Raw genomic sequence first — 9,724 nt, 5'->3', positions numbered from 1 at the left:
CCGCACGCCCGACGAGCGCCTGCGCGCGCAGGTGCTGCTGCAGCGCGGCATCGCGATGCGCCTGCTGCGCCGCCCCGGCGATGCGGCGGCGGCGCTGGGCGAGGCGCAGAAGGTGTTCGCCACCGCCGATTCGCGCGCCGAGCTGGCCACCACCTACGGCGAGCTGGCGACGACGCTGTCCGACCAGGGCGACTGGCGCGGTGCCTTCGAGCAGCAGCAGAAGTACAAGGCCGTCTCCGACGAGCTGCTGCACCGCCAGCTCGACCAGCGTTTCGCGACGCTGAAGGTCGAGTTCGACAGCGCCGCCAAGGACAAGGAGAACCAGCTGCTGATGCGCGAGAAGGCGGCCACCGAGCGTGCGCTCGACCAGGAGCGCCGCGCCAGTGCGCTGCGCGCGGTGGTGATCGCGCTGGCCGCGCTGCTGGTGGCGGTGATGGGCGTGCTGGTCTGGCGCCATCGCCGCACCAGCCACCGCATGCAGGACCTCGCGATGACCGACGAGCTGACGCACCTGCCGAACCGCCGCCACGTGCTGGGCACGCTGCAGGCGATGCTGGCGGACGGCCGGGCCTGCGCGCTGCTGATCGTCGACCTCGACTTCTTCAAGATGATCAACGACGAGCACGGCCACCTGGTCGGCGACGACATCCTGCGCGCGATCGCCAGCGTGCTGCGCGATGGCGGGCGCGAGCCGGTCGAGCTGGGCCGGCTGGGCGGCGAGGAGTTCATCGTCGTGCTGCCCGAGGTCGACATCGACACCGCGATCGCCGCGGCCGAGCGGCTGCGCATGAAGGTGGCCGGGCTGGACGTGTCGCGCTGGCTGCCCGACCGCAACATCACGATCAGCATCGGCGTCACGCTCGCCGAGAGCGGCGACACCGTCAGCAGCGTGCTGCGGCGCGCCGACGAAGCGCTCTACGAAGCCAAGCGGGGCGGCCGCAACCGCTGCGTGGCGCGCATCGGCGGCGCGGCGGGTGTTCCGGTGTCGCGCGGCGCCTCAGCCGCCGACGCACCCGCGCCGGTGATGCCGGCCGGCAGCGTCACGCCCTGACGCAGCGGGCCGAGCGCCGGGCCGCCAAGGGCCACGAAGAGGCCCACTCGTGGACCTTGCCGGCCCGCATCCCCCTCGGGGGATCGTTCGATGCACCCATCGAGCGAGGGGTTGTCATCAACCTGCAGCGACGAACCGGTCGGTCCGCGCGGCCTGCAGCACCTCGGCCAGCTCGGTGTTGATCACGTCCACCGGCATCCGCCCCTTCAGCCACGGGTTCGGCTGCACGAACCAGAACGCGGTGTGCCACGCATCGAACGCCGGGGCCAGCTCGGCAGCCACCTGCAACGGGCCGGCCTTCAGCGCCATGTCGGCGAGATCGAACTGGAACATCGGCAGCCACAGCTCGTTGCGCCATTCGAAGCTCATCACGCTGCGCTCGACGATCTGCCGCGCCAGCGCCGGCACGCCCCGGTTGCCGCATTGCGCGAGCCGCTCCACCACCTCGTCGCCGCGCGCCAGGCCGCCGCTCTCGCGGTAGTGGCGCAGCATCTGCACGAACTGCCGGTCGCGGTCGAGCACCAGCCCGGTGTCCTGCCCTGGCGCATTCCACGGGTGGACGTCGTGCGGCATCGGCAGGCCCGCCTCGCGGGAACGGGTGGCGGTGGGGGCGGCATGGGCTCGCATCTGGGGACTCCCGATAAGGATGGCGCGACGATAGGCCGGGTTGGGGCACCGGTACACCAGCCAGCGTCGCGAACCCCTGTAGGAGGACAGGAGGGGCGCCGGCTGCCTTGTAGGACCGCGTAGGCGTTTTCCGACGTTGGAATCCGGCACTGTGGACTGGCTCGCGAACCGGGCCTGCGCGAGCATCCGGCATCCAGATGTTGCATCGCCAGAAAAAGCCGTCATGAAAACCAACAATTGCGCTCGCTACCTGCTGCTCTTCGGCTCGAAGGAGTCGCCACGCGCCGTGCTGTTCGACGACGAGGAGCGCCTGCTCGCCGAGATGATCGATGAAGACGGTTTCCTGGTCGACAGCCTGCTGCGCGAGGGCCGTGCGGTGCGCCCGCCCTCGAAGCTCGTGGCGGCGGTGTCGCAGGCCCTGCGCGCCTGCGCCAGGCAAATGGCGGGCAACGGTGCCCGTGCCGATCTGCACCTTCGTTGCTTCGCGCTCGGTTGAACGCGGAACGGGAAGTCATCCCGATGCGGCACGACACCTTGTCCATCCCCGGAGTGAAGGTGCCGTTGCCGGCGTTGGGGCCGGCACACACGGGCGGCCTGCGCAGGCCCCGGTGTGTGACAACTCGCAAGCCGTGCCGCAGCGTCGACGGCACCCGCACTGACGCCTCGTTACCACTGCACGCGAGAGGGCCCTGCGGCGCAGGCTATCGTCGCGCACTTTGGCCGCTGGCTCGGGCCGATGAGGGAACGATCCGGTGATCAGCAGTAACGACGTCAACCACGGTGACGGCAGCAAGCGGCGACAGTCACGCGCCATCCGACGCCGCCTTGTCGATCTGCTCGGCGAGCTTGTCGGGCCGCATCGCCTGCTCGAGCACCTGCAGGCTCGGGTCCTTGTCGTCGACCACGCCGACCGCATGCCCGATGCGTTCAAGCAACTGCAACATTTTCGTGTTCTCCTGCTCCGTCAGCAGGTTGATCTGCAGGTCGAGCTGGTTGCGCCGTTCGCTGATGCGGGCGGCATGGTTCTGGCTAATGAGGATGAAGGTCGACAGGAAGATCGCTTCCAGCGACACCACCAGCGTCAGGAAGGTGAACGGATACGGGTCGAACGCCCTCGGGCCGGGTTGCAGGTTGAACGCGATCCAGCCGGCGAACCACACCACGTGGACCCAGAAGAACGCGGCGCTGCCGCAGAACGAGCTGACGTGGTCGGCAAAGCGGTCCATCGGGCCGCGCACGCGGCTCGCCTCGTGTTCGAGGCGCTGGATGGCCTGCACATTGGCTTGCGTCAGGTCGTCCACCGACCCGGCGCTGCGGTAGTTGCTGCGGTGGCTTGCAGGAGAGGAAGCTTTGGATGGTGACCGATGCATGGTCGGCGGTGGAGTGCTGGATGAACTGTCATGGCAATCGCTGTGCCCGACGGTTCCGCGTGGTCCCGGCGTGTCCGGGCCGCTTGCTGCGGGCCAACCGGCCTGCAAGAGGAGTTCTGTGATGCCGCACGCCTTGGTGGTGGATGACGAGCCGGATTCGGCCGAGACGATGGCGATGCTGATCGCGAGCGAGGGCTTCACGGTGGCCACCGCGGGATCGCTGCGCGATGCGCGCCGGCAGCTGGCTTTGCAGGAACCCGACATCGTGCTGCTCGACCTGATGCTGCCCGACGGCAACGGCATGGAGCTGTTGAACGAGGCCAAGGGCATGAGCAACACCGACGTGGTCCTGATGACCGGCCAGGCGAGCCTGGACACCTCGATCCAGGCGTTGCGCCTGGGCGCGGCCGACTACCTCGTCAAGCCGATGAGCCTGAAGCAGCTGAAGGGCGTGCTGTCGCGCGTGACCAAGCCGTCGCTGCTGAAGGCGGAGTCGTCGGACCTGCTCGCCACGCTGGAGAGCGAAGGCCATTTCGGCGCGCTGTGGGGCCGCTCGGCGCCGATGCGCCGCGTCTACGAGCAGGTGCAGCGCGTCGCCGGCACGGCCGTCACGGTGTTCATCACCGGTGAGAGCGGCACCGGCAAGGAGGTGGTCGCGCGGACGGTGCACGACCTGAGCCGCCGGCGCGGCAAGCCGTTCCTGGCTGTCAACTGCGGCGCGATCTCGCCGCACCTGATCGAGAGCGAGATCTTCGGCCACGAGAAGGGCAGCTTCACCGGCGCCGACCGGCAGCACCAGGGCTTCTTCGAGCGGGCGAGCGGCGGCACGCTGTTCCTCGACGAGATCACCGAGATGCCGCTGGACCTGCAGGTCAAGCTGCTGCGCGTGCTGGAGACCGGCACCTTCATGCGCGTCGGCTCGACGCAGACGCTGGAGACCGACGTGCGGATGATCGCCGCCACCAACCGCAGCCCGCTGCAGGCGGTGGCCAGCGGCAAGCTGCGCGAGGACCTGCTGTACCGCTTGAACGTGTTCCCGATCCACCTGCCGGCGCTGCGCCAGCGGGTCGACGACGTGCCCTTGCTGGCCGATCATTTCGTGCAGCAGATCTCGGAGCGCGAGGGCACGCCGAAGCGCTTCTCCGCGCTCGCGCTGCAGCGCCTGTCGCGCTATGACTGGCCGGGCAACGTGCGCGAACTGCGCAACGTGGTGTACCGCTCGTACGTGATGGCGCTCGACAGCATGATCGACGATGAGTGCCTGCCGCAATCGCCGGACGGCGAGGTGTCGGGCGCGTCGATCCCGACCTCGCCGGTCGCGGTCGAGGGCGGGGCGCCGGCGATCACCGTGTGGGTCGGCACGCCGCTGGCCGAGATCGAGCGGCAGGTGACGCTCGCGACGCTGGAGTACCTCGGCCGCCACAAGGAGAAGACGGCCGCGACGCTGGGCATCAGCCTGAAGACGCTCTACAACCGGCTGAAGGAATACCAGGCGGCGGGCGACGGGGACACGCGTCCCGCCGACCTCGAAGACCGGAGCTGGGCGCCGTCATGACCTACGCGGTCCGGGTCGCGAAGGCGTGGATCAGGCGACCCAGGTTCTCGGGCCGCAGCGGCTTCATCAGGTAGGCGTCGAACCCCGCCTCCAGCGCACGCGCCTCGTCATCGTCGTGGCGGCCGCGTGCATTCAGTGCCGCAAAGAACACCGGCATGCCGACCAGGCTGCTGCGCAGCGGCTCCAGCAGCCCGGCGGCGTCGAAATCGGGCTGGGTGATGTCGCACAGCACGATCTGCGGCCGCTGGCTGCGCGCGAGCCGCAGCCCGGCCTCGGGGGTCGGCGCYGTCTGCACCTCGTGGCCCCACAGCTCCATCTGCAGGCGCAGCACGTCGCGCGTCTCCGGATCGGGGTCGATCACCAGCACGCGGTAGGTCTCTTCCGGCACCAGCACCAGCGGCTTGTGGCGCGCGCCCGCCGTGGCGGTCGGCGCAGCCACCTGCGGCAGGCTGATCACGAACTCCGCACCGAGCCCCGGGCCGGCGCTGGAAGCCGCGATGTCGCCGCCATGCAGCATCGCGATGCGCCGTGCCAGCGTGAGGCCGACGCCCAGCCCCGGCCGGCGTGCCGCGGTGCCGGCATCGTGGCGCGCGAACAGCTCGAACACATGCGGCAGGAAGTCGGCGGCGATGCCTTGCCCGCGGTCCTTCACGCGCACCAGCACCTGCCCGCCACGGGCCTGCACCGACACCGCGATCTCGCCCGGATCGCGCGAGAAGATCGATGCGTTGTAGACGATCGCCGAAACGGCCTGCGCGAGCCGCAGCGCGTCGCCGTCGACCCACGCCGGCTCCTTCGGGAACTCGGTCTTCAGTGTGTGGCCGGCGGCACTGAGCTTCGTGCGCAGGCCGTCGAGCGCGGTGCGCACCACCGCATCCACCGCCACCGGTTCCTTGATCAGCGTGATCTGGCCCTGCGCGACGCGCGTCACGTCGACCAGGTCGTCGATCAGCCGGCGCAGTCGCGCCACCTGGCGCTCGACGATCTCGCGCAGCCGCCCGATCGTCGGGTTGTCGCTTTCCATCGTACGCAGCACGCTGGCCGCGTTGGCGATCGGCGCCAGCGGGTTGCGCAATTCGTGCGACAGCAGCGCGAGGAATTCGCCCTGGCGCCGGTCGGACAGCCGCATCGCCTGCGTGCGCTCGGCCAGGCGTTCCTCGAGCTCCCGGCGCTCGTGGATGTCGACGCAGCTGCCGACGTAGCCGAGGAAGCGGCCGTCGCTGCTGGTGTGCGGCACGCCGTTGTCCAGCACCCAGCGGTAGACGCCGTCGTGGCGGCGCAGCCGGTAGTCCATCACGAAGGGCTGGCGCGCATGGAAGCTGGTGGAGTAGATGCCCATGCAGCGTTCGAGATCTTCCGGGTGCACCACCTGCGTCCAGCCGTTGCCGCGTTCCTCGTCGAGCGTCGTGCCGGTGAACTGCAGCCACGGCTTGTTGACCCACTCGCACCAGCGGTCCGGGCCGGCCAGCCAGATCATCACCGGTGCCGCATCGGCGACATGGCGGAAATCGCGCCCGCCGTCGCGTGCGGACTGCGGTGCCGGCTGCAGCAGGCAGACGAAGCGGGCGCCGTCGTTGCAGGGCACCTTCAGCAACCGGGCATCGAACGGGCGCACGCCGTCGTCCGAGCCGATGCTGACCTCGCCGGCCCATTCCTCGCCGTCGGTCAGCGCCCGGCCCAGCGCAAGCGACGGCGCCAGGCGCATCAGGTCGGACGGCAGGTCGCCGCCGCGCACCAGCGCCAGGGCGGCCGGGTTGGCGTCCAGCACATGCCCTTGGGCATCGACGAGCAGCGCCGCTTGCGGCAACCGGTCGAACAGCGTGGAGCCGAGGGCGTGGAGCGTGAGGGCGCGGTCCTGCATGAAGGGCTTTCGGTCGCCCGCATTCGGTTGCGGGCCGGGGTCTGTCGGACGGCGCCGACATCGGTTGTCGGCTGGCCGCTGGACTTCTGCTGGCAAGTGTCGTGCCCGCTCGGTTTGTGACTTTTTGATTCAGGCTGCCCGCTTGCGCCGCTCGACCGGTTCGACCTTCAGCAACTGGCGGTACTTGGTCACCGTGCGGCGCGCCACCGTCAGGCCCTGGCGCGTCAGCAGCTTGGCGATCTGGGCGTCCGACAGCGGCTTCTTCGGGTCCTCCGCCTCGATGATCCCCTGGATCACGCCGCGCACTGCGGTCGGGGAGGTGCTGCCGCCGCTCGCGGTGTGCATGCCGCGCGAGAAGAAGTACTTCAGCTCGAACACGCCGACCGGCGTCGCCATGTACTTGTTGTTCGTCACCCGGCACACGGTGGACTCGTGGATGCCGACCTCGTCGGCGATCTCGCGCAGGCCGAGCGGCTTCATCGCGAGCGGACCGACGTCGAGGAAGCGGTGCTGGCGCTTCAGGATCGCCTGCGCCACCGACAGGATGGTGGAGAAGCGCTGCTGCACGTTGCGCACCGTCCAGCGGGCGTCCTGCAGGTGGGCCGCCATCTCGCCGTGGCCGCCGCCGCGGTGCTGCTGGAACAGGTTCGCGTACATCTGGTTCAGCTTCACGCGCGGGATCACCGCGTGGTTCAGCGCGGCGGCCCAGGTGCCGCGCACCTTCTTGACGATCACGTCCGGCGTCACGTAGTTCAGGTTCTCGGCGCCATGGCGCCAGCCCGGGCGCGGGTCGAGGTGGCGGATGCGCTCGCAGGCGGCGTGCACGCGCGTGGGGGGCTCGCCCAGCGCCTTCGCGATGCCGGCGATGTCGCGCTGCGCGAGTTGCGCCAGGTGCTGCGCGACGATGCGCCCGGCGAGCGCACGCTCGTCGGCGTCCTCGATCTGCGGCATCTGCAGCAGCAGGCATTCGGCCACGCTGCGCGCGGCCACGCCGGCCGGCTCCAGCGACTGCACCAGCTTCAGCGCGGTGTTCATCTCGCAGGACTCGACCGCCGGCGACAGCGCGGCCAGCGTCGCCAGTTCATCGAGGCCGGTGCGCAGGTAGCCGTCGTCGTCGAGCGACTCGATGACCGTGCAGGCGAGCGCATGGTCGCGCTCGTCCAGCGGCAGCATGGCGATCTGCGAGCGCAGGTACTGGCGCAGGTCGATGTCGGCGGCCACCAGCTCCATCGCGCTGATGTCGCTGTCGCCCGAGCCGCCGCCGGTGCTGCCCGGCCCGGCCTGCCAGCTGTCGCGCTCGAACGCCATGTCGGTCTCGGCCGACGGCGGGGCCTCCATCGCGGTGTCCATCGTCGCGTCATTGGCCGGTGCGAGCGTGTCCGCCTCGGCGATCGGCACGGCCTCGGACAGCGCCGGGTCGAAGGTGGCGGGTGCGACGACGTCGGGGCCGGCCTCCTCGAGTTCGAGGAACGGGTTGGTCACCATGCTGTCGCGGATTTCCTGGACGAAGTCCTGCGACGACAGCTGCAGCAGGCGCACCGCACGCTGCAGGCGCGGCGTCAGTCCCTGGACTTGCCGCGCCTCGGTTCGAAGGGTCGGTGCATTCATTCCGCGGTCTCCTTGAGATTGGTTTTCATGATCCCTGGTGATCCCCGGCGGAAGCTCGTCGTAGGACGATGCCTCGCAGGGAAAACATCTCAGTCATCGCTCTGCAACACATGTGCCACCGAGGGCCGCGGGCACGCCAAGTGCCGGAGGAGGGTACGGGCCTCACGGCCTCCAACTGAAAGGAATTGACCATGAGCCACGATGACATCGTCGACACCCTGAACGACCTGATCGAGACCTCGAAGGACGGCGAATTCGGCTTCCTCGCCTGCGCGAAGCACGTGCAGTCGGAAGAGCTGCGCACGCTGTTCACGCAACGCGCCAACGAATGCCGCCGCGCCGCCGAGGAACTGGCGCCGCTGGTCGCGCAGTACGGGGGCGAACCGGAAGACGACGGCACGACCGCCGGCTCGCTGCACCGCGGCTGGGTCGCAGTGCGCGGCTCGCTGGTGGGCTACACCGACCAGGCGATGCTCGACGAGTGCGAGCGCGGCGAGGACGCGGCGCTGGCCCGCTACCGCGCGGCGCTGCGCGACGACGACCTGCCGGAGCCGGTGAAGTCGGTGGTGGCGCGCATGCAGCTCGGTGTGCAGCGCAACCATGACCAGATCAAGATGCTGCGCGACCGCGAACGCGCGAAGAGCGGAACGTAAATCCTGCCGATGTTCTTACCGGCGTCAGAAAACTTCACCCGGTCGAATTTGCAGAGGGACTGTGCCCGCCAGCCAGCGCCTCCAGTACGTCAGTGATGCGGTGCCCGGCATCCGCCGGGCGCGCCGCGGCACCGGCTTCAGTTACATCGGCCCGGACGGGCGGCCGTTGCGCGAGCGCAGCGAACTGGAGCGGATCCGGCGGCTGGCGATCCCGCCCGCGTACACGCAGGTGTGGATCTGCCCGTCGCCGCTCGGCCATGTGCAGGCCACCGGGCGCGATGCGCGCGGCCGCAAGCAGTACCGCTACCACGCCGAGTGGCGGCGGGTGCGCGACGAGGACAAGTTCGACCGCATGCTGGAGTTCGGCGAGGCGCTGCCGCGCATCCGGGCGCGGGTGCAGCGCGACCTGAAGGATGGCGGCGCGCGGCCGGGCCGCGAGACCGTGCTCGCGACCGTCGTGCGCCTGCTCGACACGACGCTCGTGCGCATCGGCAACGACGAGTACGCCMGCAGCAACGGCTCGTTCGGCCTGACGACGCTGCGCAACCGGCATGCGCGCGTGAACGGGCGCGAGATCACGCTGCAGTTCCGCGGCAAGAGCGGCGTGCAGCACCGCGTGGCGCTCGAAGACCCGCGGGTCGCGCGCGTGGTGCGGCGCTGCCAGGCGATGCCGGGACAGGCCTTGTTCCAGTACGAGGGCGACGATGGCGAGTTGCACGGCATCGGCAGCGACGACGTCAACGACTACCTGCGCGAGGCGAGCGGGGCCGAATTCACCGCGAAGAACTTCCGCACCTGGCATGCGAGCGTGCATGCGCTGGCGCTGCTGGGCGAACTGCCCGGCGAGCGGACCGAAGAGAAGCGAGAGGACGAAGGCTTCACGCGCCGCGAGCTGAACGACGTGCTGGCCGACGTGGCGCAGCGGCTGGGCAACACGGTGGCGGTATGCCGCAAGTCGTACGTGCACCCGCGGGTGCTCGAGGCGACGCCGGCGCGGCT

At 69.9% G+C, this 9,724-nt stretch carries 9 protein-coding genes; 5 read left to right on the top strand and 4 right to left on the bottom strand.

What is annotated here, in order from left to right; genetic code table 11:
- Positions 1-1,051: GGDEF domain-containing protein (locus AC1D1T_RS26155; RefSeq protein ID WP_477992783.1), on the top strand; the 1,051-nt coding region annotated here is incomplete at its 5' end.
- Between the two features lie 117 nt (positions 1,052-1,168).
- Here the strand turns inward: AC1D1T_RS26155 and AC1D1T_RS26150 are convergent.
- On the bottom strand, positions 1,169-1,678 hold the full coding sequence (locus AC1D1T_RS26150; protein WP_477992782.1) for a hypothetical protein: 510 nt from the start codon (positions 1,676-1,678) through the stop codon (positions 1,169-1,171).
- Between the two features lie 136 nt (positions 1,679-1,814).
- Between AC1D1T_RS26150 and AC1D1T_RS26145 the strand changes: the two genes are divergently transcribed.
- Positions 1,815-2,174, top strand: a complete 360-nt coding sequence (locus AC1D1T_RS26145; RefSeq protein WP_477992781.1) for a hypothetical protein — start codon at positions 1,815-1,817, stop codon at positions 2,172-2,174.
- Between the two features lie 307 nt (positions 2,175-2,481).
- Here AC1D1T_RS26145 and AC1D1T_RS26140 read toward each other — a convergent pair whose 3' ends face one another.
- Positions 2,482-3,048, bottom strand: coding sequence for a DUF1003 domain-containing protein (locus tag AC1D1T_RS26140; protein WP_477842685.1), 567 nt, complete (start codon positions 3,046-3,048; stop codon positions 2,482-2,484).
- A 121-nt stretch (positions 3,049-3,169) separates the two neighbouring features.
- On the opposite strand from AC1D1T_RS26140, the gene AC1D1T_RS26135 reads away from it, so the two are divergent.
- Positions 3,170-4,603 (top strand): sigma-54-dependent transcriptional regulator, encoded by a 1,434-nt coding sequence (locus AC1D1T_RS26135; RefSeq protein WP_477842683.1) that lies wholly within the window; start codon positions 3,170-3,172, stop codon positions 4,601-4,603.
- Between the two features lies 1 nt (position 4,604).
- On the opposite strand, the gene AC1D1T_RS26130 is transcribed toward AC1D1T_RS26135, so the two are convergent.
- Entirely contained in the window at positions 4,605-6,464 is a 1,860-nt protein-coding gene (locus AC1D1T_RS26130; RefSeq protein WP_477992780.1) for an ATP-binding protein, read from the bottom strand.
- A gap of 129 nt (positions 6,465-6,593) precedes the next feature.
- Positions 6,594-8,072, bottom strand: coding sequence for an RNA polymerase factor sigma-54 (gene rpoN, locus AC1D1T_RS26125; protein ID WP_477992779.1), 1,479 nt, complete (start codon positions 8,070-8,072; stop codon positions 6,594-6,596).
- Between the two features lie 191 nt (positions 8,073-8,263).
- On the opposite strand from rpoN, the gene AC1D1T_RS26120 reads away from it, so the two are divergent.
- Both AC1D1T_RS26120 and AC1D1T_RS26115 read left to right on the top strand, forming a co-directional pair.
- A complete protein-coding gene (locus tag AC1D1T_RS26120) occupies positions 8,264-8,725 on the top strand; it encodes a PA2169 family four-helix-bundle protein (protein ID WP_465112998.1) in 462 nt (153 codons plus the stop codon).
- Positions 8,726-8,786: 61 nt separating this feature from the next.
- Positions 8,787-9,724, top strand: a 938-nt coding sequence (locus AC1D1T_RS26115; RefSeq protein WP_477992778.1) for a DNA topoisomerase IB, incomplete at its 3' end; no start/stop codon positions are given.

It is taken from the genome of Rhizobacter sp. P2_H3 (genome assembly GCF_056403355.1).
This window is presented reverse-complemented; position numbering and strand designations above follow the sequence as displayed.